General features: G+C 40.5%; 29 protein-coding genes and 1 pseudogene. 7 read left to right on the top strand and 23 right to left on the bottom strand.

Going from position 1 to position 26,459, the window contains the following annotated elements; translation table 11 throughout:
- Positions 1 to 214, top strand: a pseudogene (locus ACVRZ8_RS10150) (transposase); the annotation flags it as partial.
- Positions 215 to 450: 236 nt separating this feature from the next.
- On the opposite strand, the gene ACVRZ8_RS10145 reads toward ACVRZ8_RS10150, so the two are convergent.
- Complete coding sequence (locus ACVRZ8_RS10145) at positions 451 to 663, bottom strand: YdbC family protein (RefSeq protein WP_447449213.1); 213 nt, start codon at positions 661 to 663, stop codon at positions 451 to 453.
- 102 nt (positions 664 to 765) lie between these two features.
- Between ACVRZ8_RS10145 and ACVRZ8_RS10140 the strand changes: the two genes are divergently transcribed.
- Together ACVRZ8_RS10140 and ACVRZ8_RS10135 are read left to right on the top strand one after the other, a co-directional pair.
- Positions 766 to 1,059, top strand: a complete 294-nt coding sequence (locus ACVRZ8_RS10140; RefSeq protein ID WP_447449212.1) for a hypothetical protein — start codon at positions 766 to 768, stop codon at positions 1,057 to 1,059.
- A gap of 151 nt (positions 1,060 to 1,210) precedes the next feature.
- Positions 1,211 to 1,750, top strand: a complete 540-nt coding sequence (locus ACVRZ8_RS10135) for a biotin transporter BioY (RefSeq protein ID WP_447449211.1) — start codon at positions 1,211 to 1,213, stop codon at positions 1,748 to 1,750.
- 23 nt (positions 1,751 to 1,773) lie between these two features.
- Here ACVRZ8_RS10135 and ACVRZ8_RS10130 read toward each other — a convergent pair whose 3' ends face one another.
- The 3 genes from ACVRZ8_RS10130 to ACVRZ8_RS10120 form a co-directional block, all read right to left on the bottom strand.
- Positions 1,774 to 2,094, bottom strand: coding sequence for a CHY zinc finger protein (locus tag ACVRZ8_RS10130; RefSeq protein ID WP_447449210.1), 321 nt, complete (start codon positions 2,092 to 2,094; stop codon positions 1,774 to 1,776).
- Positions 2,094 to 3,383: a peptidase U32 family protein gene (locus ACVRZ8_RS10125; RefSeq protein WP_447449209.1), complete on the bottom strand. Its 1,290-nt coding sequence runs from the start codon at positions 3,381 to 3,383 to the stop codon at positions 2,094 to 2,096. The genes ACVRZ8_RS10130 and ACVRZ8_RS10125 overlap by 1 nt, the downstream gene beginning before the upstream one ends.
- A gap of 85 nt (positions 3,384 to 3,468) precedes the next feature.
- Positions 3,469 to 4,398 carry a peptidase U32 family protein gene (locus ACVRZ8_RS10120; RefSeq protein ID WP_447449208.1) on the bottom strand — a complete coding sequence of 310 codons (930 nt, stop codon included), beginning with the start codon at positions 4,396 to 4,398 and terminating at the stop codon, positions 3,469 to 3,471.
- A 156-nt stretch (positions 4,399 to 4,554) separates the two neighbouring features.
- Between ACVRZ8_RS10120 and ACVRZ8_RS10115 the strand changes: the two genes are divergently transcribed.
- Positions 4,555 to 4,854: a DUF3270 domain-containing protein gene (locus ACVRZ8_RS10115; RefSeq protein WP_447449207.1), complete on the top strand. Its 300-nt coding sequence runs from the start codon at positions 4,555 to 4,557 to the stop codon at positions 4,852 to 4,854.
- Positions 4,855 to 5,469: 615 nt separating this feature from the next.
- Here ACVRZ8_RS10115 and ACVRZ8_RS10110 read toward each other — a convergent pair.
- The 9 genes from ACVRZ8_RS10110 to ACVRZ8_RS10070 all read right to left on the bottom strand — a co-directional run bounded on the left by ACVRZ8_RS10110 (position 5,470) and on the right by ACVRZ8_RS10070 (position 12,597).
- Positions 5,470 to 6,105 carry a class I SAM-dependent methyltransferase gene (locus ACVRZ8_RS10110; protein WP_447449206.1) on the bottom strand — a complete coding sequence of 212 codons (636 nt, stop codon included), beginning with the start codon at positions 6,103 to 6,105 and terminating at the stop codon, positions 5,470 to 5,472.
- Positions 6,105 to 6,671 carry a GrpB family protein gene (locus tag ACVRZ8_RS10105; protein ID WP_447449205.1) on the bottom strand — a complete coding sequence of 189 codons (567 nt, stop codon included), beginning with the start codon at positions 6,669 to 6,671 and terminating at the stop codon, positions 6,105 to 6,107. Before ACVRZ8_RS10105 ends, ACVRZ8_RS10110 begins: the two co-directional genes overlap by 1 nt.
- 191 nt (positions 6,672 to 6,862) lie before the next feature.
- Complete coding sequence (locus tag ACVRZ8_RS10100; protein ID WP_447449203.1) at positions 6,863 to 7,327, bottom strand: YtxH domain-containing protein; 465 nt, start codon at positions 7,325 to 7,327, stop codon at positions 6,863 to 6,865.
- Between the two features lie 12 nt (positions 7,328 to 7,339).
- Entirely contained in the window at positions 7,340 to 7,738 is a 399-nt protein-coding gene (locus ACVRZ8_RS10095; RefSeq protein ID WP_447449202.1) for a DUF948 domain-containing protein, read from the bottom strand.
- A gap of 81 nt (positions 7,739 to 7,819) precedes the next feature.
- Complete coding sequence (gene lgt / locus ACVRZ8_RS10090; protein WP_447449201.1) at positions 7,820 to 8,602, bottom strand: prolipoprotein diacylglyceryl transferase; 783 nt, start codon at positions 8,600 to 8,602, stop codon at positions 7,820 to 7,822.
- Positions 8,602 to 9,531, bottom strand: a complete 930-nt coding sequence (hprK, locus tag ACVRZ8_RS10085; protein ID WP_447449200.1) for an HPr(Ser) kinase/phosphatase — start codon at positions 9,529 to 9,531, stop codon at positions 8,602 to 8,604. Before hprK ends, lgt begins: the two co-directional genes overlap by 1 nt.
- 164 nt (positions 9,532 to 9,695) lie before the next feature.
- Positions 9,696 to 9,965 (bottom strand): PspC domain-containing protein, encoded by a 270-nt coding sequence (locus ACVRZ8_RS10080; protein ID WP_447449199.1) that lies wholly within the window; start codon positions 9,963 to 9,965, stop codon positions 9,696 to 9,698.
- A 63-nt stretch (positions 9,966 to 10,028) separates the two neighbouring features.
- Positions 10,029 to 10,478, bottom strand: coding sequence for a SprT family protein (locus ACVRZ8_RS10075; RefSeq protein WP_447449198.1), 450 nt, complete (start codon positions 10,476 to 10,478; stop codon positions 10,029 to 10,031).
- A complete protein-coding gene (locus ACVRZ8_RS10070; RefSeq protein ID WP_447449197.1) occupies positions 10,465 to 12,597 on the bottom strand; it encodes a Tex family protein in 2,133 nt (710 codons plus the stop codon). Before ACVRZ8_RS10070 ends, ACVRZ8_RS10075 begins: the two co-directional genes overlap by 14 nt.
- A 169-nt stretch (positions 12,598 to 12,766) precedes the next feature.
- Between ACVRZ8_RS10070 and ACVRZ8_RS10065 the strand changes: the two genes are divergently transcribed.
- The 3 genes from ACVRZ8_RS10065 to ACVRZ8_RS10055 are packed head-to-tail and all read left to right on the top strand — an operon-like array spanning position 12,767 to position 14,622.
- A complete protein-coding gene (locus ACVRZ8_RS10065) occupies positions 12,767 to 12,898 on the top strand; it encodes an SPJ_0845 family protein (RefSeq protein ID WP_447449196.1) in 132 nt (43 codons plus the stop codon).
- Positions 12,899 to 12,903: 5 nt separating this feature from the next.
- Entirely contained in the window at positions 12,904 to 13,806 is a 903-nt protein-coding gene (locus tag ACVRZ8_RS10060) for a permease (RefSeq protein WP_447449194.1), read from the top strand.
- Positions 13,807 to 14,622 (top strand): TIGR03943 family putative permease subunit, encoded by an 816-nt coding sequence (locus tag ACVRZ8_RS10055; protein ID WP_447449193.1) that lies wholly within the window; start codon positions 13,807 to 13,809, stop codon positions 14,620 to 14,622. It abuts the gene before it with no gap.
- Between the two features lie 129 nt (positions 14,623 to 14,751).
- Here the strand turns inward: ACVRZ8_RS10055 and ACVRZ8_RS10050 are convergent, their stop codons facing one another.
- The 10 genes from ACVRZ8_RS10050 to ACVRZ8_RS10005 form a co-directional block, all read right to left on the bottom strand.
- Positions 14,752 to 15,117, bottom strand: a complete 366-nt coding sequence (locus ACVRZ8_RS10050) for a S1 RNA-binding domain-containing protein (RefSeq protein WP_447449192.1) — start codon at positions 15,115 to 15,117, stop codon at positions 14,752 to 14,754.
- A complete protein-coding gene (locus tag ACVRZ8_RS10045) occupies positions 15,117 to 16,523 on the bottom strand; it encodes a bifunctional Cof-type HAD-IIB family hydrolase/peptidylprolyl isomerase (protein WP_447449191.1) in 1,407 nt (468 codons plus the stop codon). The genes ACVRZ8_RS10050 and ACVRZ8_RS10045 overlap by 1 nt, the downstream gene beginning before the upstream one ends.
- Before the next feature lie 57 nt (positions 16,524 to 16,580).
- Entirely contained in the window at positions 16,581 to 17,222 is a 642-nt protein-coding gene (locus tag ACVRZ8_RS10040; RefSeq protein WP_447449190.1) for a response regulator transcription factor, read from the bottom strand.
- Complete coding sequence (locus tag ACVRZ8_RS10035) at positions 17,209 to 18,222, bottom strand: envelope stress sensor histidine kinase LiaS (RefSeq protein ID WP_447449189.1); 1,014 nt, start codon at positions 18,220 to 18,222, stop codon at positions 17,209 to 17,211. The genes ACVRZ8_RS10040 and ACVRZ8_RS10035 overlap by 14 nt, the downstream gene beginning before the upstream one ends.
- Positions 18,219 to 18,917, bottom strand: a complete 699-nt coding sequence (liaF, locus tag ACVRZ8_RS10030; protein WP_447449188.1) for a cell wall-active antibiotics response protein LiaF — start codon at positions 18,915 to 18,917, stop codon at positions 18,219 to 18,221. Before liaF ends, ACVRZ8_RS10035 begins: the two co-directional genes overlap by 4 nt.
- A 100-nt stretch (positions 18,918 to 19,017) precedes the next feature.
- On the bottom strand, positions 19,018 to 20,862 hold the full coding sequence (gene pknB / locus ACVRZ8_RS10025; RefSeq protein WP_447449187.1) for a Stk1 family PASTA domain-containing Ser/Thr kinase: 1,845 nt from the start codon (positions 20,860 to 20,862) through the stop codon (positions 19,018 to 19,020).
- Entirely contained in the window at positions 20,862 to 21,599 is a 738-nt protein-coding gene (locus tag ACVRZ8_RS10020) for a Stp1/IreP family PP2C-type Ser/Thr phosphatase (RefSeq protein WP_447449186.1), read from the bottom strand. The genes pknB and ACVRZ8_RS10020 overlap by 1 nt, the downstream gene beginning before the upstream one ends.
- A 43-nt stretch (positions 21,600 to 21,642) precedes the next feature.
- Complete coding sequence (rsmB, locus tag ACVRZ8_RS10015) at positions 21,643 to 22,965, bottom strand: 16S rRNA (cytosine(967)-C(5))-methyltransferase RsmB (protein WP_447449214.1); 1,323 nt, start codon at positions 22,963 to 22,965, stop codon at positions 21,643 to 21,645.
- Positions 22,955 to 23,896, bottom strand: coding sequence for a methionyl-tRNA formyltransferase (gene fmt / locus ACVRZ8_RS10010; RefSeq protein WP_447449185.1), 942 nt, complete (start codon positions 23,894 to 23,896; stop codon positions 22,955 to 22,957). Before fmt ends, rsmB begins: the two co-directional genes overlap by 11 nt.
- Before the next feature lie 12 nt (positions 23,897 to 23,908).
- Positions 23,909 to 26,299, bottom strand: a complete 2,391-nt coding sequence (locus tag ACVRZ8_RS10005; RefSeq protein WP_447449184.1) for a primosomal protein N' — start codon at positions 26,297 to 26,299, stop codon at positions 23,909 to 23,911.
- Between the last annotated feature and the right edge of the window lie 160 nt (positions 26,300 to 26,459).

Genomic DNA, 26,459 nt, shown 5'->3' with positions numbered 1-26,459 from the left:
CTTTAGTCCTGATCATATTTATTATGCTCATCCTTATGCTTCTTGAGAGAGGGGAACCAATGAGAACCATAATCGCTTGATTCGACGCTGGTTACCAAAGGGGACTCAAAATGCGACCAGCTCTTTGATCGCATTCATTGAAAATTGGATGAACAACTATCCCAAGAAACTACTTGGTTACAAATCTCCCAGAGAGTTTTTACAAAGTGGCTAACTTCAACTTGAAATTTGCCAATCTACTATATCTTTAAAAAATAGTTCTCAAAACCGTTGATAGACTTGACAAATGGTAGAAAAGGACTCAGTTCTATGCAATACAGAACTAAATCCTTTCACTAATTAGTTGTCCAACTTTTTTGGGTCAGTACATAGCTACCCTAACCTCTTTCTTGTTTCATGCGTTATACTGGCACGAAACTGAAATCTGTCTCCTAAAAAATCAACAGTTCTTTAATTCTTAAAAGCTTCAACCAAGGTCTGAAATTCTTCATTGGTCAGCGTAATACCTTTACCCATTTTGCTATGGTCTGGACTCCAGCTGCGAATATCATACTTAGCCGGAGCTCCATTGAAACTCACTCGGTTTAATTCTTTGGTCCATCCTTTGTCATTTTCAGAGAGTACCAAAAGTTTTTCTTCAATTTCAAATGTAAATTCAGCCATTAAATTACCTCCTACATAGTTATTCGGTTTTTGCATCAAAAATATTTAAAAATAAATCAAATTAGTATATAATTATTTTATCAATTATCATAGGAAAAAGCCATGAAAAACCTATTAGACCAAACAAAACAGCAAATTCGTGAATTTATCGAATCTGGCAGAACCAAGCCAGCACCCAATAATCTTCATCAAAAATATCTCGTAGATACTATTACAGAGGCTTTACGTTCTAATCAGAAAGTCCAAATTGCCTACCAAGAAAAGGTTATCTCTGGAAAAGTGCTGCGCTATGATAAAGGCAATCAACGTATTTTTGTTAGTCAGGACATTACTAAACTGACTGTTATTGTCCCTTTAGCCAATATTAACAAAATCAAGATCAAGCAAATCCCTTAAGGACATGATGGTCTTGGTTTTTATATTTACTCCGCCTGTTAGCCATCAAAGCGATTGCTAGTATCAGAATATAATCTTTTTATACAGCATTGACTTATTTTAATTTCTATTCTATAATTAAGTTAACTACAAAATATAAAGAGGTTAACTTATGTCTTCTCAAAAAATCTATCCCGTTATTTTACCGGCTTTTGGTGCTGCGATTATTGCAGCATTGGCTCAGCTGACACTGCCTATTGGCACGGTTCCCATAACCCTTCAAACGTTTGCTATCGGCTTAGTTGCTGCTGTTTTTAAACCCAAAGAGGCAACTCTGGCTGCTTGTTTATACCTTCTGCTGGGAGCAATTGGTTTACCAGTTTTTGCAGGAGGAAGCGGTGGATTTCAAGCTCTTTTGGGACCTAATGCCGGTTATCTTTTAGCCTATCCATTTTTTGCCTGTCTGACCTCCTATTTTATCCATGTTAACAGCCCTGTTTGGAGAAATTTTTTAGCTTTCTTTTTGGGCGATTTCATCGTTTTCCTATTTGGAATAATAAGTCTGCATTTTCTAGGAAAGTTTGATTGGCAGACTGCTTTTTCGGTTGGAGTGCTGCCTTTTATCATTCCTGATCTGGTAAAAGGACTTATCGTCGCTTTACTTGCAAAACCCATTTTCAATGCTTTAAAAAACGAGAGCTACTTCAAGTAACTCTCGTTTTTGCTTGTAAATACCTATTTAGAAATAAAATAAATATTACGATGTTTGGCGCAGTTGGGATTAAACCGAGATTGACAATTGGGACAGGCTTTGCTTTTTTGATAATGTTCAATCGTCATTTCATAATAACAGACACCACAGACAACTGCTTTATCTCTGCTATAAGAGCTTGGGTAAGCCTGATAAGAATGATTCTCCAAAGTATCATGACATAAATAACAGGCATAGTAACGCTGACAGCCAAAACATTTCAAGGCTACAATATCCAGGTCAGTCTGATAGTGCTGACACCTGCTTTGACGGTCAACCAACAGACCATAAATCGCTACTGCCATCAAGCACGCACCGTCTTGCTTGAGCCATCTTTTTGATAAAGGTTAATGAGACCTTCTTTGCAAGAGCGAATCATATCTCCCGGCTTGACTTCTTGCGGAACCGTGATAGTCAACAATTCCATTGGATTTGGTGCACGATCAATTTTATTGCCTTCTGCGTCATGAAGGTCTTCAATATAACACTCAAAATGACGGAAACCTGGACCATAAAATTCAACGGTATCACCTTCTAAAATGACATTACGCTGGCGGATAGTCGCTGTCATTTCCTCTGAATCAAAAGCAACCACCTCACCAACAAATTTATATTGAGGAATTTTACGGCGTGCTCCAAAGAGCTGTTCATTTTCAGTCGGTGTCCCATAGTAGAACCCTGTAGCCAGTTCACGCTGAGCAACTTTCCAGAGCTCATCAATTAACTCATCCTTAACAGCATAAAATTTCTCTGGGCTTTCCATATAAGCATCAACTGCTGCTTTATAACAGTTGGTAACAGTTGATACGTAATGAATTGATTTCATACGACCCTCAATCTTCAGAGAATCAACACCATTTTCAATCAAATCAGGAATATGATCAATCATGCACATGTCCACTGCAGACATAGAATATTCCTCAGGAACCTCGCCTTTTAGACTTCGACGTTCTTGACCAAAGGGCATATCGTAAAGGTCATACTTCCAGCGGCATGACTGAGAGCAGCCTCCGCGGTTGGCATCACGCATTGACATGTGATTTGACAACGTACAGCGTCCTGAGTAAGAAATACACATAGCACCATGAACGAATGCTTCAATTTCTACATCAGTACGACGGCGAATCTCAGCTAATTCTTCCATATTAACCTCACGCGCTAAAACAACACGGGTTAAACCATATTTGCTCCAGAATTTGAAGGTTTCAACATTGGTTGCTGAAGCCTGAGTAGATAAATGAATTTCCAGCCCTTCCGCTTCTGTCGCACAAATCTCAATCAAGGCAGGATCTGACACAATAACGGCATCAATTCCCATGTCGCGAAGATTGCGGAACCACTCCCCAGCACCTTTTTCATTTCCTTCGTGGGTAACCATATTAGCCGCTACATAAACTTTAGCATTTCGGGCATGCGCATATTCGACACCCTCACGCATCTGCTCGTCTGAGAAATTTCCTGCACGGCTGCGCAAGCCATAAGCCTGACCGCCAATGAAAACAGCATCTGCACCATAATCAACGGCAACTTTCAATTTTTCAAGTGTCCCAGCAGGTGATAAAACCTCTGGTCGTTTTAATATCTTTTCTGACATATTTACTCTTTTCTGTTCTATTTACAAGATAGATGAAAATAAAAGGAAGACACAGCCTCAGCATAAAGGCTGTGCAGCTAATCAACTATTTAACCATATCTGGAGTGTAGTCATAAAATCCAGTATCCAAATTACGATTATGCGGATGAAGCTTACGAATTTCTTGGTCAAAAAGGTAAGCCTGATCTTGGCTAAAGGATCCTTTTTGTATCAGATCACGCGCCTTAACAAAATACTCTGTAATCTTAACAAAATTTTCACCCGGACAATAAATACCATCCAATTTCCAATGATCAAAGCCATGCGCAATGACTTCTGGCAACTTGGTCATCAAATCTAAATCATTGTTGGCAAAAATATGTGTCCCATGATTATCCTCATAAATCGAATAATGAGAATCTGGATCATTAGGCTCAGCCAAAAACAAATCGCGTTCGCGTGTTTTTTCATCATCAATATGAGTAAAATTATAGTAATTTTGCAAAAGAGGACGCTTAGACTGATGAATAATGCTGGCGCCATAAACTAAGAGTTCACCAGGAATCTCAAGCTGATCGCCCATGATAAAAAGTTCCTCTGATGGAATCTCACGCGCAATAACTGCCTCAGAAGCTCCTGCTGTCTTTCCCCAAAAATTAATTTGGCGGCTGGAAGTTACCATCGTTGAAGCATCATAAATGGTTTTAAAAGGACGGTTATCCCGCTGACAAATATAAAATACACCTGCATCTCCGACAGTAATATAATCAGCCTTAATCTCTTCTAAAAAGTCCAGATACTCTGGCAAGGCATCCATCATGTCCTGATGCATAAGAGCATTAACTGCCACGGTCAGTTCCTTGCCAGCATCATGCACAAGCTTAGCAATTTGACGCATTTCTGCAAATGAAAAAGTCTTTGGTAAACGAAGACCAAATGCTTTTTCCCCGATATAAAGACGATCCACACCAAGCGCTAACAGTTCCTGAGCCTGTTCAACACTTTCTGCGGTCGCTGTAATGACTATTTTTTTCATAATAAGTATTATATCATAAGTTTTTGCCCTTTTTTACTAAAATTTCATACTAAGATAGAGTATTCGAATACTCAAAAATAGCAAAAAAATACCAAAAAGACTAGGCAAGTCAAATAATTTATGATATTATAGACATAAATTATGAAAGGAGGAGCTATGTCAGATAATTTGAATCGGCGTTTTGATTATTATGAAGAAATAGAACAAGACGTCCAAAATACCCCTGTTTATCAGGAATATCAAGACTTAAACAGTAATAGTATTAAACTACAAGATTTAGTGTTTTTCGGACGTCTTTCTAGTTTTTGTATCTCAACTGTTCTCATAGCCTTCCTATTTCTATCAGCAGAAATTTCAACTTTCTGGTCCTTATTCTGGGCAGTAACCATCAGTATTGGTTTACAGGCTCTTGTTCAGTATGGCATTAAAACTTTAAAAGCAAAAAAACAAGCCTGAAGGTTTGTTTTTTTATTGGCTCTATAATATCTGTAGTGGGTAAATCTCATTCAGATATTATAGGGCTTTTTGACTGTATGAAAAAAAGTCCCATATGACTTATAATGAAAAGCGACAAAACAACTCATTAGAAAGACTCATATGGAACATCTTTCAATACCACCGATTTAATCGGATTGAAATACGAGCTTATCAAGGACATCAAACACAATGCTTTTGGTTTTCGAAACTTCAAAAACTTTAAAACTAAAATTCTCATCGCTTTAAACATGCAAAGAGAGAACCAATCTGATTCTCTCTCGCGTTTAGTTATAGGTCACCCACTACAGTTGACAAGGAGTCCATAAACTCTGGCCAGTCTGACTTGTAAAGAGGCAGCAACTTGTTCCAAATTTCTAAAATCCTTAGTTGCGCAAGTTCAATAGTAGCGCCATTTTTCATCACAGCAAAAGACAGATAAAGGCAACAGTACAAACCCACAGCCTACTGACTACAGTATAACCTATCAATATTGAAATAAGATTGAAATTTTCTAGAAAATAATTGATTGGACTCTTTTGGTATTTAGAGTATGTAAAAAATCTAGTTCATGTTCATACACTCAATAATTAGCCTCTACATACTACTACTTTTCATTACGATATAACAAACCCAAGCAGAGTATTTCTGATAATCAACCAGGGTCAGCCCAACATTAGCCAAATAATCAGCAAACTCTTCTTTTTCTTTCAAATCTGGCAAATAATAATTGATTTTGCTTTGCTCGCAAGCTATGATGAAGAGACCATCATTTGTCAGCACGCGCTTGATTTCAAGCATTGCCTGAGTCAAATTTGGCCAATGAAAATGCGTCTGAAAGGCACAGACAAGATTAAAACGGTCATCAGGATAAGACAGCTGACTGACATCCATGACTTCAAAAGTGACTCCTTCTAGCTGGTAACGCTGCTGGGCTTGGGAAATAGCCTCCGTAGAAATGTCCATGCCCTTGATTTGGCTATCGGGAAAAAGTTGGCCAAGGTAGGCAGTCGATGCGCCATTGCCAACCCCAATATCCAAGATATGCCCATAAGATTTTTTAGGAAGCACAGATAAAGCCCACTGCGCCATCGGTAAATAGGCCTTATTCCAAATCCTCATCATGCTTCTGCCAACAAAACCTGATGGACGTTTGGACTGGCTGATGAGATATTTGAGCAGAATATAACTTAGTACTGCTAGAACAAAAAGAATAAGAACCATTTTTAACATCAGTAGCTCTCCTTGTAGTCTTTCTTTGCTTGCTGCGTATATTTTTTAATGAAATGAGTCTTAGCGTCTGTATAAGCATCACGATTATGTTCGTACTCTTTCCATAAAGCAAGCTTTAAACGTTCATATTCTTTAGCAATTTCTGGGTGTTCTCTTAAATAATCCCTAAAATAAAGTTCATCATGATCACCTTGATAACGTAAATGAAGATGAAACACTTTCTGAGCAAAGCCAGCTTCTGTATACCCCTTATTGAAAGACACACGTTTCTCGCTTTCAGACATGAGGAGATAGCCAGCATCTAGCAACTGCTTTTTGAAATATTGTAAATCTGCTGTTTCAGGAATTTCTAATAAAATATCCACAATATTTTTAGCCCAGATGTTAGGAATGGCAGTGCTGCCTATATGAGAAATCCTTTTGATGCTTGTGTTTGGAAATAGTTGCAAGAGCTGCTTTTCTTCATTCTGATACCAATCATCCCACTCTTTTTTGTGTGGCACAAGAAAAATAGGAAACAATTGCCAGAGTTCTTCCAAGGTCATGTCCGATAAAGGTTTTGTCATACTGAAATTTCTCCGTTCTTTTCTTATTATAACAAAAAAACCGGCTCATTTTTTCACCCCTAGACATCAATCCATCATTACAGGTCTGATTGGGAATTTTTGTTTATCTCATCTAAAAAAATCTTTAAATAAAAAAGAGGTTTTAGTCCTCTTTTAATGTTGATAAAGCTCCTATTTATTCAAAGAGCGGCTTATTCTTCATTATCATCTTTACCAGCCGCATCTTCTTCGGCTTCTGGCTGAGAATCTGCTAATTCAATGACAATATCATCAACTTCCGCTTCAGTTTTGTCAGAAGTTTTTTCTGCTTCTCGCTGAATTTGATTGGCTTTTTCTTTAATCAATTCAAAACTGTCTTTAGCAAAAGCCGCTGCCTGAGCTGTTTTTTCCTGAACAGCCTGAGTCAAATCCTCAGCTGTGATTTCACCATTTTCAAATTTAGTTTTATAATCTTGAAACGTATCTACAGCTTTATCTTTATAGCCAGCTGCCTTTTCAAAGGCCTGTTCCTGATAAGCCTTTGGGTCTTCTTTATAACTGGCGACCTCTTCTTGAAAACGCGCTTTGGCAGCTTTGCCTTTTTCAGTTGTCAAAAAGTAGGCCACGGCTGCACCTGACGCAGCACCGATAATCAATGTATTTAGAAATTTACTCATAAGATTTCCTCCTTAATTTGTCTTATTCTTTTTACGGAAAAGTTTTGAAGCGACTTTACCCACAGTATAAGCGGTGCCGGCTTTACCAACGGTTGCACCGGCCGATGAAGCCTTAGCCCCTAAATGACGTGCTTGAGTGTTAAGATCTGAGACACTTTCAGACAAATCAGCGATAGCAACAAAAAGCGGATCAATGGTTGAAACTTTACCATTGACATCTTCAACTAAAACATTGGCCTTAGCTAGGATTTCATTGGTTTGGTTAAGCGTTACATTAAAATCGCTGCGAAGCACACTAATTGTTTCCTCAGCTTCTTCTACGACCTTGCGCAAGCGCAAAATAGTTGGTATAAAAGCGACTAGAACTGCCGCTAGTGCAATAGCGATGATTAAAAAAGCAATTTCTGCCATAGACTTCTCCTTTTTACAGCCAAAACTGGCTTCAATTTTTTCTTACATTATAGCAGAGTATCTGCCAGCTGACCAGCCTTTCTATTCATAATCCGGAAGTTCATGGTTTTTTCGGCGATAAATAAGCAGGGCTCCTAAAACAACAAGCACAAAGGAAAGCCATTGAGAGACCCTGAGTCCTGCAAACATCAAACTATCTGTTCGCATGCCTTCAATAACAAAACGTCCACAACCATACCAGATCAAATAAAAAGCTGCAACTTCACCTTGTTTGAGCAAGCCAGAGCGTCTGCGCAGGATCACAATAAGAATAAAACCGAACAAATTCCAAAGACTTTCGTACAAGAAAGTCGGAACACGATAGCTGCCATTAATATACATCTGATTTCGGATAAATGCGGGGAGGTAATTCAAATGAGTTACAGCTTTGCCATAAGCTTCTTGATTAATGAAGTTTCCCCAGCGGCCTATGCTTTGTGCCAACATAACTCCCGGCGCAGCAATGTCCAAAAAATCCAAAACATTAATAACATGACGTCTAGCAAAGTAATAAAGAACCGCAGCACCAGCAATCAGACCTCCGTAGATAGCAAGACCACCGTGCCAAATGACGAAAATTTCACTCGGATTTTTGGCATAATAATCCCAATCAAAGATGACATAATAAATTCGTGCACCAACAATGGCTATGGGAAAAGCAAGAAGGATAAAATCCAAAATCTGATCCGGATTAATCCCCTTACGTGGAGCTTCTTTCATGGCCAGCCAGACAGCCAATAACATACCAGATACGATACAAATAGCATACCAACGTACTGCAAAAGGACCTAATTCAAAGGCAATAGGATTGATAACATAACCCATTAGTTTTCACCATTTTGGCTGATAAGATTAGTCAAGCGATCCTCAAAAGTTTGTGTCGCATCAAATCCCATCTGCTTGGCCCGATGATTCATGGCTGCCGCTTCAATAACGACTGAAACATTTCGTCCTGTTTTGACTGGGATGCGCACACGAGGAATACTGACTCCCTGCAGCTCAATCTCTTCATTGCCATTACCCAAACGGTCAAAAACTTTGTCCGCTTCAAAATTTTCAAGGTAAATGGCTAACTGTACCTGCGAAGAATTTCGCACGGCGCTAGCACCGTAAAGACTCATAATATCAATGATACCGACACCTCGAATTTCAAGCAAGTGACGAAGAATTTCTGCTGGTTCTCCCCAGAGGGTCTCCTCATCTTTGGCATAAAGGTCTACGCGATCATCTGCAACGAGACGATGTCCCCGCTTCACCAATTCAAGGCCCGTTTCACTCTTACCGATACCCGAATCGCCTTGGATCAGGACTCCCATACCGTAGATATCCATCAAAACGCCATGCACACTGGTACGTTCTGCTAAGCAGGAATTCAAGTACCAAGAAATTTCACCCGCTAAAGATGAGGTCGGGATACGAGAAGTCAGCACTGCAATCCCTTCTTCTTTTGCTGCCTGAATCATCTCTTCAGGAATTTCAAGATCCCGCGCTACAATGATTGCTGGGGTCTCTGGTTTGAACATGGCACGCAAAACTGAGTAGCGATTATGAGATGTCATAGCCATCAAATAAGACCATTCCTTCATTCCAACCAGCTGAATACGCTCAGGTGCATAATAGTCAAAATAACCTGTCATCTCAAGACCAGGCCGCGAAATATCCGCTGTCGTAATAAGCTTTTGTAAGAGCTTTTCCGAACCATAGACCACTTCAAGCTTGACCTTATCAACAAGCATTTTTACAGTTACAGTCATCACTGCTTCCTCCCAAATATAGATGTTTCTATTGTACCATAAAAGATTTTCAGGGACATAACAGAACCTAAAAATAAAAGAAGCACTGGCAAAGCAGCGCTCTCATTTATAATCTAACATTTATAGGCAAATAAAAAATGTTAAAGAAGGGTGCCTGTTTAAACTCACCAAAACCACTCATCGTCATCTACAACATCGGCATCCTTACGTTTACGGCCGTCTGCTGTGCGGTCTTCATGATAAATATCTTCCTTGTAAGGTAAGAGAAAAGCCAAAAGAATATAGAAAAAGATACCAAAACCTATAGAAAAATAAGTAAATACAGCATATAAAATCCGCACCAAAACAAGATCCCAGCCAAATTTATCACATAAACCTGCAAGGACTCCGGCAAAGATACGATTTTTCCGCATTTTATAAAATTGACCGTTCATGACCTTTCCTCCTGCCTTTATTTTACACTATCATAACCCAAAATGCTGAAAAAAAAATCAGCCCTAGGGCTGATTTTGACTTTTCATCTTGATTAATTTTCCACCGCATTGACCACAGCAATAGTGCTTAACCGCTATTTGACGTTTGCGTTGGTAAATTTGACCGCAAAAACAGCAGCGATAAATGTGAATCGGCTTCTGGCTGTTTTTGAGTTTAGGAGCATAGCGCAACCCATCAACAGCAAGCAGAAGCTCTTTAAAGTCCTTATCTTTATGCTGATAACCTCTTTTTTGATAGTAAAGATGGTAATGGCAGAGCTCGTGCCGCACAACTTTGCGAAAAACGGCAATTCCATGCTCATCATAAACTTTGGGATTGAAATCTAGGTGTCCGTCTTTCGGAAAAAATCTGCCGCCTGTTGTTCGTAAACGTTTATTCCAGTCAGCATTATGCTTAAATTCCCAGCCAAAATCTTCTAAGGATACCTGCTTGACATACTCAGTAAGATTCACGTGGAGCCACCAAGGAGAGATTAAGTTTTTCCCGTTCAAGATCAATTTTTGTTACCCAGACAGTCACAATATCTCCAACAGACACAACTTGGCTGGGGTGGTTAACAAAATTATTGCTCATATCAGAAATATGGATAAGTCCATCTTCATGAACGCCAACATCTACGAATGCACCAAAATCAACAACATTGCGAACAGTTCCTTCCAGTTTTTGTCCCAACTGCAAATCCTTAAGATCTAAAACGTCCTGACGCAGAACGGGTGCTTCAAAGTCGTCACGCAAATCACGGCCTGGTTTTAGCAAATCAGCAATGATATCCTTTAGCGTCTCTTTACCCAGACCAAGTTTTTCAGCTGTTGCAGTAATATCCAAGCTCTGCAATTTTTCCAAAGCTTCAGCATCCAGCTCTTTAATAGACAGCATGTTAAAGAGTTCTTCAACAGCAGCGTAAGATTCTGGGTGAACACCAGTATTATCAAGAATATTAGCCGCATTGGGAATGCGCAAAAAACCTGCAGCCTGTTCAAAGGCTTTGCTACCCAAACGAGGGACTTTTTTAATTTCCGCACGCGATTGAATTTGACCATTTTCTTCGCGGTACTTAACAATATTTTCTGAGATGGTTTTGTTAAGACCAGATACATGAGAAAGTAAGACTGGACTGGCAGTATTGATATTAACCCCGACCTGATTGACAACCGTATCAACAACAAAATCCAGATTCTCAGACAGTTTTTTCTGACTGACATCGTGCTGATACTGACCAACTCCGATAGATTTAGGATCAATTTTGACCAGCTCAGCCAGCGGATCTTGCAAACGGCGGGCAATGGAAATGGCAGAGCGTTTTTCTACGGTCAAATCTGGAAATTCCTGACGCGCCAGCTCAGAAGCTGAATAGACAGAAGCTCCGCTTTCATTAACAATGACATAAGAGGTCTCTGGGAAGTCCTTGAGAACATCGGCAACGAAAGCCTCACTCTCACGACTGGCCGTTCCATTTCCGATTGCAATCAGTTCAATCTGATAGGACTGGATAAGCTCGGCTAATTCCTTTTTAGATTGCTCAATTTTTGCCTTACTGGCTGGTGCCACCGGATAGATAACATGAGTAGTCATCAGCTTTCCTGTTTGATCAACCACTGCTAATTTGGCTCCTGTCCGAAAGGCCGGATCAAAACCAAGTACCATTTTGCCTTTAAGCGGAGATACTAGAAGAAGGCTGCGCAGATTGTCTGAAAAGAGCTTGATAGCTCCATCTTCTGCGCCCTCAGTCAGCTCCGTACGAATACGGCGCTCCATAGCAGGAATAATCTTCTTCTTGAGGGTTTGTTGAATGACCTCATCAATATAACTATTTTTTTCCTTAAAACGAGCGCTGAAAAAGCGATACATTTTTTCAAAATGATGAACAAAACTGACTTTAAGAACGCCTAATTTTTCACCGCGATTAAGAGCGAGTATGCGATACCCTTGCAATTTAGAAACTTGATCAGAAAAATCATAGTAAATTTGAAAGACTTGCTTAGCATCCAAGCTGTCGTCCTTAAGAGCCGAGCTGATTTGACTGTTTTTCCAAATTTCATTATAAGTCCATGAACGCAGTTTAGCATCTTCGGACATTGCTTCTGTCAAAATATCAACTGCTCCAGCCAAAGCTTTCTCGGCTGTCGGAAAAGCCTCGCTGGTTAATTTTTCAGCTTCCGCTTCAAGAGCAGAGCTATTTTGCAAGATTAAACGCGCTAGCGGAAAGAGTCCTGCTTCACGGGCTATGGTTGCTTTGGTACGGCGTTTTTCCTTATAAGGCAGATAGAGTTCTTCGACATCTGCCAATTTAGTCGCCGATTCAATAGCCTTTTTGAGCTCAGGTATGAGTTTCCCTTGTGCTTCGATCTTAGCAAGGACTGTCTCTTTGCGATCTGCTAAAGCCGTTAAACTCTTATCCAAATCAATGATTGCCTTAATTTGTGTTTCATCCAAATTACCCGTCATTTCTTTACGGTAACGAGCCATGAAAGGGATTGTATTGCCTTCTGCTGCCATAGACAGAACTTTTTCGACTTGATTTTTTGTCAGCCCCAAGTCTTGGCTGATTTGAGTGTGAATCATATTTTCCATGTTTTCTATTATATCATAGTCAAAAGGCATATGTACGGCTCTTGGTCAGTTTCATAACTTTTAAAAGAAACTCTCTTTACAATTATTTTAAACCTATAGTTCTTTACAGAAATTTTTAGTAATTGATAGTATAATAGGATTATCTTTATTTACCAAAGGAGGCCAAGATATGGCAGTCGTTCAAAAAAAATCTGATGAACTTGAAAACATGATGGCAGCATTTGCTGCAATTCCTGACTTTGAAAAGTCAGCAGCTGATGGACCTAAAGAAAATGAGGAGGATGAGAAGGATAAGGACTGATTTTCATGGTAATTTTTAATAACCTGCCAGACAGTGTTCTTCAGCTCTTAGCTGTTTTTCTGTCAATTATCATTGAAGCCTTGCCTTTTGTTTTATTGGGGTCTGTCTTTTCAGGCTTTATTGAAATCTATATCACACCCGAAAAAGTGCAGCGCTTTTTACCCAAAAATAAAATACTAGCTATTTTATTTGGAACTTTTGCAGGTTTTATTTTTCCTTCTTGTGAGTGCGGTATTGTTCCTATTATCACACGCTTTTTAGAAAAGAAAGTGCCTAGCTACACAGCTATCCCATTTATGGCCACAGCTCCTATTATCAACCCTATCGTTCTTTTTGCTACCTACACAGCATTTGGAAATTCTTGGTACTATGTTAGCTTACGGTTGTTAGGAGCGTTTATTATCGCTGTAACTCTTGGAATTTTGTTGGGATTTGCAGTCAATCCAGATATTTTAAAAACGTCTCATAAATCTATACATAGGCATGACTACAGTCAGCTCCCCAAAGGGAAAAAATTTTTTGAAGCCTTGGTTCATGCTATTGACGAATTTTTTGATACGGGACGTTATTTAGTTTTTGGGAGTCTAGTGGCGGCAACAATGCAGATTTATGTGCCAACACGGCTGTTGACTACCATTAGTCACAATAGTTTTACGGCCATTCTCATCATGATGCTTTTGGCTTTTATCCTATCTCTGTGCTCTGAAGCAGACGCCTTTATTGGAGCATCATTCCTATCAACTTTTGGATCAGCACCAACGATAGCTTTTCTTTTGATTGGTCCTATGGTTGACATTAAAAATCTACTGATGATGACGCATCATTTTAAAACGCGTTTTGTCTTATTGTTTGTCAGTGTTGCTAGTTTTGTCACCATCGTCTATTGTTTAGCTGCGGGGGTGTTATAGATGCTTAGATTTTTGATTCTGGCAGGTTATTTTGAACTGGCAATGTACCTTCAGATTTCTGGTAAACTGGATCAGTACATCAATGTTCATTATTCTTATCTGGCTTATCTCTCTATGATCCTCTCATTTGGCTTGGCAGTTGTTCAGCTTATTGTTTGGATGAAAAATCTCAAGGTTGAATCTCACTTATCTGGGAAAATAGCAAAGCTAATGAGCTTGCTAATGCTGGCTTTCCCAGTTGCTGTCGGCCTTTTAGTACCTACTGTATCACTGGATGCAACTACAGTTTCTGCCAAGGGATATCATTTCCCCTTAGCCGCTGGAAGCGATGCTGCTACTGCTGAGGAGGACGGTGTCACCATTCAATACCTAAAACCAGACACCAGCTCCTACTTTACAGCGTCAGCTTATTCATCCGAAATGAAAAAAGAACTGGCAAAGTATAAAGACAAAGATCTTATCACAATTACAACCGAAAACTATATGGAAGTTATGGAACTCATCTACGAATACCCTGATGAGTTTATCGGAAAAAACGTCAGCTATACTGGTTTCGTTTACAATGATCCGGAAAATAAAGGCTACCAGTTTATCTTTCGTTTTGGTATTATTCACTGCATCGCAGACTCAGGTGTTTATGGCCTAGCAACTACTGGAAATACCGCTAGCTATAAGGACAATACTTGGGTCAAGGCACAGGGAACGATTTCGGTGGATTACTATCAAAGCCTCAACCAGACCCTGCCCATCCTTAATATTACCAGCTTGTCAACAGTTGACGAACCAGATAATCCTTATGTCTATCGTGTTTTTTAAGGAGGGGCAAAAAGATACCGACAAGCCGCTCTATTGAGAAAACCGACAGGGTAGTATTAGAATACTTATAAAGTAACAGGAACTTCTTGTTTTAGTTTTTTAATACTAAAGAAGACTGGGTCATGCGACCTAGTCTTCTTTTTCTGCTTTCAAAAAGGCCATGCCTTCTTCAACCCAGACGGGCATCGCTTCTGCCAACGGCTTAAATCCGATTTTATAACGACTGTTTGAAAAGCGATGTCTATGAGGAATCTTATGTTTTTCTTCTTCAAGCGTTCTCAAAGAAAGGCTGGCTTTCTGTGTAAATTCGTCATAGTCCATGACCTGAACAAGGACTTCTTGGTTTACCTTAAGCGTATTGTAGATGTTATCAATGTAGCCTGTTTTGATTTCAGAAATATGAATCAAGCCTGTTGTTCCATTTTCCAAAGATACAAAGGCTCCATAAGGCTTAATACCGGTGATAACACCTGAAAGTTTATCACCAATTTTCATCAATCTGCAACCTCAATTGTTTCAATAATAACGTCTTCAATAGGTTTATCTTGAGCACCTGTTTCTACTGCTGCAATCTTATCCAGTACCTCAAATGAATCTTCATCAAGCAATTGCCCAAAAACGGTATGCCGGCGGTCAAGATGCGGTGTTCCACCATCAGCCGCATAAGCTTCTGCAATCGCTTCTGGCCAGCCGCCACGTGACAATTCCTTTGCAGAATAAGGCAGATTAGCATTTTGAACGATAAAGAACTGGCTGCCGTTTGTGTTGGGACCAGCATTTGCCATAGAAAGAGCTCCCCGCAAATTATACAGCTCCTCAGAAAATTCATCCTCAAAGCTATCACCGTAAATAGATTCACCGCCCATGCCCGTACCAGTTGGATCACCGCCTTGAATCATAAAATCTGGGATAATACGATGGAAAATGATACCATCATAATAGCCTTTTTGGGCAAGCCCCACAAAGTTAGCTACTGTTTTTGGGGCCTGTTCTGGAAAGAGTTTGATAGCTAAATTTCCATAATTGGTTTTGATTGTTGCGACAGGTCCGTCTGCCAAACCTAAGTCAAGCTGCGGAAAGTTAAGTTTTTTTTCTACCATTCCTAGTTTCTCCAAGGCATTAAAAATGCCATCTTCTTCTACTGTAGTTGTAACGTAATCTGCTTTTTCTTTAATTTCAGGGACACTGTTTCCCATGGCAATTTTGAGGCCAACATAGTCAAAAATTTCCATATCATTGGGACCATCACCAAACATCATAACATTTTCGGGTTTAAAACCTTCTTTTGCTAATACCTGACTAACACCCGAGGCCTTGGAAATACCATTTTGAACCACATCAGACGAATGTTCATGCCAAGGCACTAGGCGAACTTCTGTTGATAACTCATCTGGTAATTGCAGCTCTGCATTATTTTCTGCAAAGGTCCACATATGATAGACATCATTAGACAGATGGAAATCAGGCTCTGCATCACAATCGCCATAGACAGGAACCAGAGCGTCATCAACCAAAGGGGTATGTTCTGAAACAACAGGTTTGTCTTTTCCGGCAAAGCCATAGGCAATCCCTTGCTTTTGACACCAATCCACATATTTTTTGGTTAAATCGCGTGATAAAGGCTGATTAAAAACTTCCTCACCCTCCTTATCAATGACATAAGAACCATTAATCGTAACAAAATAATCAGGCTTGAGGGCTTGGATTTCCGGTACAACACCGTAAAGGGCACGCCCTGAAGCAATTCCTGTTAAAATTCCCTTCTTCTTAAGAGTAGCAAAAACCGCTTTGATACTGTCAGGCATATAGCCTGTATCTTTAACCCGTAGTGTGTCATCAATATCAAAGAAAACAATTTTGATTTTTTTAGCTTTGTATTTGGTTTTGGCACTTAGTGTCATTTTACCGTCCTTTCTTCTAAAAACAAAAGCGGAAAACGTTCGTTATTATTATATCATTTAATCGTCATCTTGTGCGACTAGATGGTGTTTAAAGGCATAGACCACAGCCTGAGTACGGTCGTCAACATCTAGTTTTCCCAAAATATTAGAGACATGTGTTTTAACCGTTTTAAGAGAAATGAAAAGCTCATCAGCAATCGTCTGATTATCATAGCCCTTAGCCAACAGAGCAAGGATATCTCGCTCACGTGCGGTAAGCTCATCATGCAAATCCGGATGACTGTCATGGTATTTGATTTTATTGTCCACCTCAGTCTCAATGGCTTGTTCTCCCCTAGCAACTTTTCGGATACTATTTAGAATTTCAGCTGCACTGGACGTTTTTAACATGTAGCCCTTGGCACCTGCTTCAATAACAGGATAGATTTTTTCATTGTCCAGATAGCTGGTCAAGACCAAAATTTTAGCCTCCGGCCATTCCTTAAGAAGTTCTAAAGTTGCTTGAACACCGTCTAATTCTGGCATAACCAGATCCATAACCACGACATCTGGACGCAATTGAAGAGCTAATTCGACTCCCTCACGGCCATTACTGGCTTCCTCAACCACTTCAACATCTTCCTGCAAATTCAGAAAGCCTTTAAGCCCCAGACGCACCATTTCATGGTCATCAACTAGGAGCACACTAATTTTCGTCATTCTTTTCTCCTTTCAAAATCGGCACACGGATGTCCATTGATGTTCCCTTACCTTTGGCCGATAGAAAACTGACATTTCCCGCCATATCATCAACCCGTTCCTGAATATTTTTAAGACCATAGCTGAGCTCGTCAGTAGAAACATCTAAGTCGTAACCGATACCATCATCAAGCATTTTCAGCTGAATTTCTAAATTATTTTGATATAGATAAACTTCCAGTTGATTAGCCTTAGCATGCTTCAAAGTATTGGAAATAAATTCCTGAGCAATCCGAAAAAGATTATCTTCAATACGTTTGGGTACTTTCTTAACCTTACATTTAAACAGAACACGAATATTTGATTTATCTGTCAGTTCTTTTAAAATCATCAACAAGCCTTCTTTTAAGCTTTTATTCTCAAGTTCTGTAGGCCGCAAATGCAAAAGCAATACCCGCAGATCATTTTGAGCATCGGTTAGAATATCCTCAACTGCCTTGAGCTGCTTGCGCAGATTTTCTTGGTCTAATTGATCAAGTGTCTGGGATACTCCAGATAGAATCATGCTGGCAGCAAAAAGCTCCTGACTGACCGTATCATGCAAATCGCGGGCAATACGGCTGCGCTCTTTTTTTATAATATCCTGAGATTTCAGCGTTTGTCTGTTTTCTGTTTTCTGCAAATCAGCTGTCAGTTTACGCACCTTGTGCGACAGACGAATCAGGTTTTTATCCAATTCTAATTCTGCCTGACGCTGAATAGGCTGATTATTAATAATACGCCGCAAATCTTTATTGACCCCGCGCATGCTATTGTCATTAGCAAGAGACCAAAAAACAAAAAGCAAGATAACCAGACCAAGAATCAAAAAAATGATATTAATAATGAGACGTTCTGGGTGAGGAATTTCTTTTAAAAGCTGGTCAAATGAGCGTTCAAAACTGGCCAGAACAAAATAACTAACACCCAATACCACAATAATAGCATAAGAAATAATTAATAAGAGATACTGTTTTTTCATTTGTGACGTACCTCCACTGGACCGGCTCCAACATTGATAATTAACTTAACCGAACGATTGGCTTGACTAAAATCGCGTCCTTGAAGGGTTAGGCTTTCATAGCGCAAATCGTATTCTCCCTGATTGAAAAAACGAATAGAGCCGTAAAATGCTGAAATGTTAACTTTAACAGCAACATCAATTGGAACTAGTATGGTAGTTGGGCCATAAACTTTTTGAACGATAACAACATTGTCACGTCCTGTCACAATGACCTGAGATAAATCAATCGTATCAGTTCCAAAGATACGAATAATATTAATATCTTCAAAATCATAGCGATCACTGACAGGTTCCAATCGGCTGCCAATCCATTGGTTACGAATTGGATGAGGAGCGAGCCCTTCTTCTTCAAACTGAATAAGAGCGTAGCGATTTTTTTGTTTAACCTGTGAAAAATGATTAATCATAACATAGGCCACACCAAAAAGAATAGCCACAATAACATAGGCATTTAGCATTGAAACCAAAAAAAGCAAAATCAAGCTGCATGTCAGGATAAAGTCACTTTTAGATTCCTTATTGAAAAAGCGGATCGCCAGAAGAGTCAGAACCACAATAAAAATAAAACTGGTTAAATCATTTTCAAAAATGGTGATAAGAGCCATGGTCAAAAGCAGGGCTTCTACCAAAAGAAAGAAATTAAATTTTGTCATACAAGCCTTTCTTTTAAGGGGTACAAATCCCATTTTATCAAATTTCATGACAAATGACAAAAGCCCCAGATAAGTTTATCTGAGACTTGAGTTTGTTTTTTTAGCTAGAAGTCGATGAACTGTCTGACGTGTTGCTGGATTGACTTGAATCGCTGGAGCTGCTGTCAGAACTTGACTGATCGCTGTGACTTGACGAGCTCGAATTTGGTTCGGTCACATAGATAATAATCGTATCATCCACACTGACGGTTGAGCCGTAAGATGGAGATGTACTAGATACTGTCGCAGAATTGCTAACATTTGAAAGCTGCTGACCAGTAGAAGCATCATAAACTGCGATATTGCTTTCTGGTATTCCCAAAGCAGTCAAGGTTGAAATAGCACTTGAATAGCTTTGACCTGTCAAATTTGGCATGGAGATATCCACACTGCCGGCAACCTTGAAAGTAATCTTAGCATCACTATCAGAAGGATTAAAACTTTCTCCTTCTGATGGTGTTTGAGAAATAATCGTTCCTTCAGTATAGTCAGACGTTGAGACTTCTTCGTACTCAATTTGACTTGACTTGACTTTGTAATTCTTGGTCAAATCCGCAACAGCATCTTCGTAGCTTTCTCCGGTGTAGTCTGGCATATCAAAGCCTTCAGCACCAGAAGAAACATAAATGTCAATCTCTGAACCTTCTTTTTTCTCAGTGCCGGCACTCGGATCTGTTTTTACAACCTTGCCTTCTTCAACAGCGTCAGAGGCAATCTTTTTAACATCTCCAACCTTAAATCCAGCGTCTTCAATGCTTGATTTGGCTGTTGAGAGTTCATAGCCTGTTACGTCAGGCACATTAGTACTAGACGGATTTGTAAAAATTAAATAAGCAAAAACAATAATAGCAATAAAAATGATGGCAAAGAAGATTTTGAAAAGAGTTGACAGAAATGTCCGTTTTTTCTTCTTAGGCTTTTGTTGATTTTGCTTGTTAATCTGTGCTGCCTGATTAGCCTGAGCTGCTTTTTGCTTCGAAGCTTTCTTAGCACCATTATTTAGCAGAGACGGATCAACCTTTGGAAGAGTCTTAGTATCAGTCAAATCTGCAAAAACAAGTTTAGGCTCCCGACTGCGATTATGGTGAAGGCTAGTAACAAGATCACGGCTCATTTCCAGCGTTGTCTTGTAACGATTGTCCAGTTTTTTAGCTGTTGCTTTGATGACAACATTTTCAAGAGCTTGCGGTACATTGCGGTTTTCAGCTAAAATTGATGGTAAGGGCTTCTGAAAATGCTGCAAGGCAATGGTAACTGCCGAATCGCCATCATAAGGAATATGGCCTGTCAGCATCTCAAAAAGCATAATTCCCATAGCGTAGATGTCACTTTGAACGGTTGCTTTAGATCCGCGAGCCTGTTCTGGGGACAAATAGTGCACCGAGCCCAGCATTGAATTAGTCTGGGTCAGACTGGTCTCCGCAAAAGCTACGGCAATACCAAAATCTGTCACCTTGGCAGTTCCATCACGTGTCAGGAGAACATTTTGAGGCTTTAAATCCCTATGAATAATACCTTTTTGATGGGCAAGTGTCATGGCAGAAAGCACTTCTCCCATGATACGTACAACTTCCTGATTGGAAATAGGAGCGTGGTCTTGAATATATCTCTTCAAGTCCGAGCCGTCCACATATTCCATCGCTAAGAATTGCTGACCGTCTTCTTCGCCAATATCACGGATAGAAACGATATTAGGATGACTAAGCTCTGCCATAGCACGTGCTTCCCTTTGGAAACGCGTTACCGCTACCTGATCTGTTTGATAATTCGTTCGAAGAACTTTAATTGCCACTTCTTCATTATCTAAAATCAGGTCATTGGCAAGGTAAACATCCGCCATACCGCCACGTCCGATTGATTTGAGAATCCGATAACGCCCAGCAAACAATTTGCCTACTTGGATCATTATCCTTCCTCACTTTCAACCTTAATCAGCGCCACAGTGATATTATCAAGGCCACCAGCTTCATTAGCAGCCTTGATGAGACGGCTGGTCTTTTCTTCAATAAAGCCGTCACCTGTGACAATAGCAACAATTTCTTCTTTCGAGAGCATATTGGTCAGACCATCCGAATTGGCAAGAATATAATCTCCTGGCTCTAATTGCTGAATGGCAAGGTCTGTCTCAACCGGCCCTGACTGACCGACCGACTGCGTGATGATATTGCGCTGCGGATGAACCGCTGCTTCTTCTTCTGTCAGCTGCCCTGCTTTAATAAGGGCATTCACCAAGGAATGATCACTAGTCAGCTGTCTGTATTCACCGTTGCGGATAAGACCAACACGTGAGTCGCCAACATGGGCCAAAATAACGGCATTTTCAACAAGAGCTAAAACTTCAATAGTCGTTCCCATTCCCTTGTAATCTTCAGTTTGACCCAATTCATAGACTTTTTTATTTTCAGACTCAACAGCCACCATCATCCAATCACGTATTTTGCTCAAATCTGTCAAATCGGTTTGGATCCAGTCACGGCCTAAGTCTGTGACAGACATCTCGCTGGCAATATTACCCGCACGGTGCCCTCCCATACCATCAGCCAGAACAACCAAAGTCACGCCAGCCTTATTTACAAATTTATTGACAAAATCTTGATTATTTGACCGTTTTTGGCCAATATCAGTTAATAATGAGATTTCCATAGATGCATTTCTGACTTGCGTCAGCATTTCCTCCTCTAAAACACTAGACCTTCCTTCGCAGCTGGGCGATAAAGAAGCCATCAGTTAGATATTGCTCAGGTGTGATTGCTAAACAGCCATCTACCACAATATCCTTTTGCGTATGCGTTAAATTTACTTGCTCGAAATCTGGGTGACTGTCCAAAAAGCGTGCAATAACTTCCTGATTTTCCTCAGCCACAATGGTACAAGTGCTATAGGTTATTATACCACCTTTACGCAGGGTTTGACAAACACTAGATAAAATAGTTAGCTGAGTTTTTTGCAGGTTAGTAAAATCTTGTAAATTCTTATTATATTTGATATCCGGCTTGCGACGTATGAGACCAATCCCTGAACAAGGCGCGTCTACCAAAATTTTATCAAAACTGTCCTTAGCAAAATAGCGGTGCACCTGAGTTGCATCCAGCTTTTGCGTTTTGATACGTTCTGCCACGCCTAAACGTTTAGCATTGTCCTCAATCAAAGCCAGTTTATGATCATAAAGATCCAAAGCTGTCACAGTACCCGTTGTTAAGTAAGACGCAATATGCACTGTCTTACCGCCAGGTGCCGCACAGGCATCTAAAACAGTTTCATTCCCCAAAAGAGACAGGGTCGGAGCAACCAACTGACTGGTCTCATCTTGAATAGTAATCTTCCCATTTTGAAACAAATCAGAGGCAGCAAAATGTCCTGAAGATTTCGTTAAACCAACTGGAGATAAGAGGGATCTCTGAGCCTTTGTTTGCTCAGCAATTTCATCTAATTCAGCTGGATTAGTCACACGAATGCTGGCTTTATTTCGCACATAAAGGGATTGAAAAATAGCAACCGCACGCTTTTCACCATACTGGCCAATTAACTTTTTTACCAGCCAGACAGGCAGTGAATATTGTACCGAATAGCGTTTGTTAACCCGTTTGATGTCAGCCGGATCTGGCAGAGCCATATTTGACAGCTTTCTTAGCACTGCATTAACCAGTTTTTCAGCACCTTTTTTTCTGCCGCGATCTTTAGCAATGGCCACTGCGTCATTGACAATGGCATGCGCAGGCAATTTATCTAAATAAGCCAACTGATAAAGACTGAGCAGCAGCAAATCATAGACCCAAGGCTCAAGCTTGTCTCTATCCTCAATAACATGTGCCAGCTGCCATTCCAGCCTTATCTTTTGTGCCACCGTGCCATAGACAATCTCGGTGACCAGTCGTCTATCCGCTTTTGACAGTGAGCTGCGCTTCAGATTTTTGTTCAAAGCGATGTTAGAGTAGGCACCATTTTGCAAAACCTCTTCTAAGATATGAAGCGCCAACCCTCGTGCTGATATTTTCCACTTACTGGCCAAAGCTATCCCCCACTTCAAGCGTACGTCCCACGCCATTTAAAAAATCGCTGATTGCCATTTTGGGCTTACCAGCAGGCTGAACTATTTTTAGGGAAATGGCTCCGCTGTCAGCCGCAACAACCAATGTTTTCTTCGTTTTTTCAATAATTTGACCAGGCTGTCCTGTCCCATCAGCAAGCTGCGCCTGATAAATTTTAAAACGACTGCCCTTAAGCAGCGTATGAGCTACAGGCCAAGGATACATGCCGCGAATCTGATTGAAAACTGTCTCTGCTGGCTTGTTCCAGTCAATCCGTTCTTCTTCTGGACTAATATTAGGCGAAAAGCTTACCTTGTCTTTATCTTGAGGAACTGGCTTAAGATCTCCGGCAATATAAGCTGGTAAAGTTTCCAACAATAAATCCCGCCCCAGCACTGCTAATTTAGTAAAAAGCGTACCAACATTATCTTCAGCAAGAATAGGCAGTGCCTTCTGGCTGATCATATCACCAGCATCCATCTCTTTAATCATTTCCATGATGGTCACGCCAGCTTCTTTATCACCATTGATAAGGGCGTAATGAATGGGCGCACCGCCGCGGTATTTAGGCAATAAGGAAGCATGCACATTGACCGCAAAGCTGACACTGTTAAGAAGTTTTGTTGGTAAAAACTGACCAAAAGCAGCTGTCACAATACCATCTGCATCAAGCTTCATTAGCTGTGCCATTTCATCTGAACCTGACAGTTTTTCAGGCTGATAGACAGGCAAACCATGCGCCAATGCAAGCTCCTTAACAGGAGTTATGCGGATTTCCTTCTTACGCCCGACCGCACGGTCAGGCTGAGTCACTACTGCCACGATATTATAGTGATTATCAGACAGCAGGCCTTCAAGAACTGTCGCTGAAAAATCTGGAGTCCCCATAAAAATAAGTTTTGTTTTTGTCATTTTTTGCTTTCCTTACATCATATTTTGCGGTTCATGGTCAATAATGAGCCGTAAATCCTTATTGGCAGGATTTTGGGTCAAATCTAAAATCTCATTCAAAGTCGCCTCCAGATTATCCTCGAAACGGTATTTGATGATGATTTGGTAGTGGTAAAGATTATGCGTTCTCGTGATAGGTTTTGGCGTTGGCCCTAAAAGTTTGACCTTATCAGACAAATGGCTGCGCAAAATAGTTAAAACCTCATAACTTTTACGCACCAAAATCTCCTCGTCTTTATGGGACAAGGTCAGACCAACCGTATAATAATATGGCGGATAGCCCAACTGCCTGCGGATATTCATTTCATAAAGATAGAAACCTTCGTAATCCTGCTGCTGAGAAAATTGAATAGCATAATGGTTAGGATTATAGGTCTGAATAAGAACTTGACCCTCCTTATCTGCACGTCCTGCACGTCCTGCCACTTGAGTCAGCAGCTGAAACGTTCGTTCAGCCGCTCGAAAATCAGGCAGATTCAAAGAAGTGTCAGCATTGAGAACACCAACCAAGGTCACATTGGGAAAATCCAGTCCCTTAGCAATCATCTGAGTTCCCAGCAAAATATCAGCTCTGCCCTTGCCAAAATCCTCAAGAAGCTTCTCATGTGCTCCTTTTTTGCGAGTGGTATCCACGTCCATTCGAATAATGCGAGCCTGCGGCAGGACTTTCTTAAGTTCGTCGTAAGCTTTCTGAGTTCCTGTACCATAATAACGAATATGAGGGCTGTCACAATTTGGACAGTTGGCAGGAATAGCTTTCTGAAAACCGCAGTAATGGCAGTTCATAGTTTTTGTGGTCATATGCAGTGTCAAGGAGATATCGCAGTTTGGACATTGGTCAACATAACCGCAGTCCCGACACATTACAAAACTGGAATAACCCCTGCGATTAAGCATAAGAACAACCTGTTCTCCCTTCTCCAGACGCTTGGCTATCTGCTCCAAGAGAGCCGGGGTATAATTGGCAGTCTCCTGCTGACCAATAAAATCACGAAAATCCAGAACTTCTACCTCTGGGATTTTAGCATGAGGATTGGCACGTTTGGTCAGCTGTAAAAATTCGTAAACATGACGGCTAGCACGTGCTCGGCTTTCAATAGAAGGGGTTGCAGAGCCCAATACTAGAACTGCATGATGATACTTGGCACGAAGCAAGGCCACATCGCGAGCGTGATAACGGGGATTAGACTCTTGTTTATAGCTAGCTTCATGTTCTTCATCGATAATAATCGCACCAATATTTTCCAGTGGAGCAAAAATAGCAGAGCGAGCTCCAACAACAACCTTAGCCTGACCAGACTTGATTTTACGCCATTCGTCATACTTTTCACCATCTGACAAACCAGAATGCATAATGGCCACTTGCTCACCAAAACGCGAAATAAACCGATTGGTCATCTGAGGAGTCAAAGAGATTTCAGGTACTAAAACAATAGCTGTTTTCCCCAGTTTGAGTACATGGTCAATAATATGCAGATAAACCTCCGTTTTGCCCGAACCCGTAACCCCTTCTAACAGAAAAGGCTTAGAATCCTGACCAATCTGACTGTTAATCTGCTCAACAACTGCGGCCTGCTCACGATTTAACTCCAGAAAATCTACCTGATTCACCTTATCAAAATAGGCATCCGTACGGCTGACTTCGACCTCAGTAATAAGAAGGGCTTTTTGTTCAATGAAAAACTTAACGACTTCTCGGGAAAATCTGCGATACAAATCAGCCAGTTTTCCAGCTCCGCCATTATCCAAAAGGAAGCTCCTCAGCTCCAAACGTCTTTTCGCTCGTGCAGTAATGTCAAGCCCCTCAAGTCGTTCACGATTAATCGCATAATGCTTTTCTGTCTTGATATGCTGCTTGTCCTTGGCCAGATAGTCCACTGTCACCTTGCCAGCCTGCACTAAACTAGGAATCTTAGCCTTCTGCTCCGTCGTCAAATCTGAATAAAGGATATTGTCTTTATGGTCAAAAAAAGTTGCCTGCTCTTTTGATGTCAGCTGTGCTGTCGCCTTTATAATCTTATCGTACTGGCTGTTAAGAAGGCCTGGAAGCATGGACTTAAGAATAGATATTTTATAAGAAAAAACCGTTCGGCGCATTTGATCAGCTAAAAGCAGCTGTTCTTCATTCAGAACAGGATCAAAATCCAGAAGCTCTGCAATAGTTTTAAGCTCTGATTGTTCTGTCATCTCTTGTGATAAGCCTACTACAAAGCCTTGTAAGAGACGATTGCTGCGCCCAAAAGGAACATGCACCCTAGCACCGACTGAAATTTGATTTTCCATTTCTTCCGGTACGACATAGGTAAAAGGCTTATCCGTCTGCATAAGTGGTATATCAACAATAATTTGAGCAGTTTTTACCATGAGGCTCCTTTCAACTTGTTAAGAATGTCTGTGACTAAAGTCACTAGACATTCTACGCGAAGTCCTAGGGGACCTTCGCTAAACAACTCACTAACTCGCCTTACACAATAGCATCGATTGTGTCGGCTCCTGTCGCTTAAAAAAATATCCTGTCAACTAT

The organism is Streptococcus dentiloxodontae, assembly GCF_053206925.1.
This window is presented reverse-complemented; position numbering and strand designations above follow the sequence as displayed.

Coding starts and splice junctions, on each gene's coding strand:
- ACVRZ8_RS10110 (WP_447449206.1), bottom strand. CDS start 6,105: ATGTTAAAAATGGTTCTTATTCTTTTTGTTCTAGCAGTACTAAGTTAT.
- ACVRZ8_RS10140 (WP_447449212.1), top strand. CDS start 766: ATGAAAAACCTATTAGACCAAACAAAACAGCAAATTCGTGAATTTATC.
- ACVRZ8_RS10050 (WP_447449192.1), bottom strand. CDS start 15,117: ATGAAAATTGGTGATAAACTTTCAGGTGTTATCACCGGTATTAAGCCT.
- ACVRZ8_RS10055 (WP_447449193.1), top strand. CDS start 13,807: ATGCTTAGATTTTTGATTCTGGCAGGTTATTTTGAACTGGCAATGTAC.
- ACVRZ8_RS10145 (WP_447449213.1), bottom strand. CDS start 663: ATGGCTGAATTTACATTTGAAATTGAAGAAAAACTTTTGGTACTCTCT.
- ACVRZ8_RS10105 (WP_447449205.1), bottom strand. CDS start 6,671: ATGACAAAACCTTTATCGGACATGACCTTGGAAGAACTCTGGCAATTG.
- pknB (WP_447449187.1), bottom strand. CDS start 20,862: ATGATCCAAGTAGGCAAATTGTTTGCTGGGCGTTATCGGATTCTCAAA.
- ACVRZ8_RS10130 (WP_447449210.1), bottom strand. CDS start 2,094: ATGGCAGTAGCGATTTATGGTCTGTTGGTTGACCGTCAAAGCAGGTGT.
- ACVRZ8_RS10045 (WP_447449191.1), bottom strand. CDS start 16,523: ATGACACTAAGTGCCAAAACCAAATACAAAGCTAAAAAAATCAAAATT.
- hprK (WP_447449200.1), bottom strand. CDS start 9,531: ATGACTGTAACTGTAAAAATGCTTGTTGATAAGGTCAAGCTTGAAGTG.
- ACVRZ8_RS10060 (WP_447449194.1), top strand. CDS start 12,904: ATGGTAATTTTTAATAACCTGCCAGACAGTGTTCTTCAGCTCTTAGCT.
- ACVRZ8_RS10040 (WP_447449190.1), bottom strand. CDS start 17,222: ATGACGAAAATTAGTGTGCTCCTAGTTGATGACCATGAAATGGTGCGT.
- ACVRZ8_RS10065 (WP_447449196.1), top strand. CDS start 12,767: ATGGCAGTCGTTCAAAAAAAATCTGATGAACTTGAAAACATGATGGCA.
- ACVRZ8_RS10070 (WP_447449197.1), bottom strand. CDS start 12,597: ATGGAAAATATGATTCACACTCAAATCAGCCAAGACTTGGGGCTGACA.
- ACVRZ8_RS10005 (WP_447449184.1), bottom strand. CDS start 26,299: ATGGTAAAAACTGCTCAAATTATTGTTGATATACCACTTATGCAGACG.
- ACVRZ8_RS10035 (WP_447449189.1), bottom strand. CDS start 18,222: ATGAAAAAACAGTATCTCTTATTAATTATTTCTTATGCTATTATTGTG.
- ACVRZ8_RS10095 (WP_447449202.1), bottom strand. CDS start 7,738: ATGGCAGAAATTGCTTTTTTAATCATCGCTATTGCACTAGCGGCAGTT.
- fmt (WP_447449185.1), bottom strand. CDS start 23,896: ATGACAAAAACAAAACTTATTTTTATGGGGACTCCAGATTTTTCAGCG.
- ACVRZ8_RS10120 (WP_447449208.1), bottom strand. CDS start 4,398: ATGAAAAAAATAGTCATTACAGCGACCGCAGAAAGTGTTGAACAGGCT.
- ACVRZ8_RS10135 (WP_447449211.1), top strand. CDS start 1,211: ATGTCTTCTCAAAAAATCTATCCCGTTATTTTACCGGCTTTTGGTGCT.
- ACVRZ8_RS10080 (WP_447449199.1), bottom strand. CDS start 9,965: ATGAACGGTCAATTTTATAAAATGCGGAAAAATCGTATCTTTGCCGGA.
- liaF (WP_447449188.1), bottom strand. CDS start 18,917: ATGACAAAATTTAATTTCTTTCTTTTGGTAGAAGCCCTGCTTTTGACC.
- lgt (WP_447449201.1), bottom strand. CDS start 8,602: ATGGGTTATGTTATCAATCCTATTGCCTTTGAATTAGGTCCTTTTGCA.
- ACVRZ8_RS10125 (WP_447449209.1), bottom strand. CDS start 3,383: ATGTCAGAAAAGATATTAAAACGACCAGAGGTTTTATCACCTGCTGGG.
- ACVRZ8_RS10115 (WP_447449207.1), top strand. CDS start 4,555: ATGTCAGATAATTTGAATCGGCGTTTTGATTATTATGAAGAAATAGAA.
- ACVRZ8_RS10100 (WP_447449203.1), bottom strand. CDS start 7,327: ATGAGTAAATTTCTAAATACATTGATTATCGGTGCTGCGTCAGGTGCA.
- ACVRZ8_RS10020 (WP_447449186.1), bottom strand. CDS start 21,599: ATGGAAATCTCATTATTAACTGATATTGGCCAAAAACGGTCAAATAAT.